This window comes from Mesorhizobium sp. M7A.F.Ca.CA.002.05.1.1, assembly GCF_003998335.1.
Taxonomy (GTDB): Bacteria; Pseudomonadota; Alphaproteobacteria; order Rhizobiales; family Rhizobiaceae; genus Mesorhizobium.
This window is the reverse complement of the sequence record NZ_RZQI01001317.1, coordinates 1-1,129: the sequence shown is the minus strand read 5'-3', so window position 1 is coordinate 1,129 and position 1,129 is coordinate 1. Positions and strand designations below refer to the sequence as shown.

The following is a 1,129-nucleotide window of genomic DNA, read 5'->3' as shown; positions in this document are numbered from 1 at the left end:
TTGCCGTATTTTGTCCACATGGCGGCGACAAGGGTTTTCGATTACGGATTGGGACCGGCTCGAAAGCTTGCGCGAAAGGCGGCTTCGTTTAGGAAATTCCCGAACCAAGGACTGGAGCGGGTATGATTCGTCTCATTGGCTATTTTTTCGGCATCGGCACGACGCTGGCCCTTTTGGTCGCGGCGGGCGTTGCGATCTACATCGGCCATTTGTCGAAAGATCTGCCCGACTACGAGGTGCTGGCCAAATACGAGCCGCCGGTGACCACCCGCATCCATGCGTCGGACGGCGCGCTGATGGCCGAATACGCGCGCGAACGGCGCCTGTATTTGCCGATCCAGGCCATACCGGACCGCGTCAAGGCGGCCTTCCTGTCGGCCGAAGACAAGAATTTCTACAATCACCCAGGCATCGATGTGACCGGCCTCGGCCGCGCCATCATCGTCAACCTGCAGAATCTCGGCTCGGGCCGGCGTCAGGTCGGCGCCTCGACGATCACCCAGCAGGTGGCGAAGAACTTCCTGTTGTCCTCGGACCAGACCTACGAGCGCAAGATCAAGGAGATGATCCTCGCCTTCCGCATCGAGCAGGCCTATCCCAAGGATCGCATTCTCGAGCTCTACCTCAACGAAATCTTCTTCGGCTTCGGCGCCTATGGCGTCGCCGGTGCGGCGCTGACCTATTTCGACAAGTCGGTCAACGAACTGTCCGTGGCAGAGGCCGCCTACCTGGCTTCCCTGCCCAAGGGGCCGAACAACTACCACCCTTTCAAGCATGCCGATCGCGCGATCGAGCGTCGCAACTGGGTCATCGACCAGATGGTCGAGAACGGCTACGTCACGCGTGAGGAAGGCAACAAGGCCAAGGCCGAGCCGCTGGGCGTGACGCCGCGCCGCAGCGGCACCTATCTGTTCGCCGGCGAGTACTTTACCGAAGAGGTGCGCCGCCAGATCATCGCCCGCTACGGCGAGAACGCGCTTTACGAAGGCGGCCTCTCCGTCCGCACCACGCTCGATCCGAAGATACAGCTCATTGCCCGCAAATCGATGCAGAACGGGTTGATGAAATACGACACGCTGCGCGGTTATCGCGGGCCGGTAACATCGATCGACGTGTCGGGCGACTGGGG

The 1,129-nt window shown here is 61.0% G+C and carries 1 protein-coding gene; it reads left to right on the top strand.

Features of this window, described 5'->3' with window-relative positions; translation table 11 throughout:
• Window positions 1–122: 122 nt before the first annotated feature.
• Window positions 123–1,129, top strand: a 1,007-nt coding sequence (locus EN939_RS35200; protein ID WP_206528441.1) for a transglycosylase domain-containing protein, incomplete at its 3' end; no start/stop codon positions are given.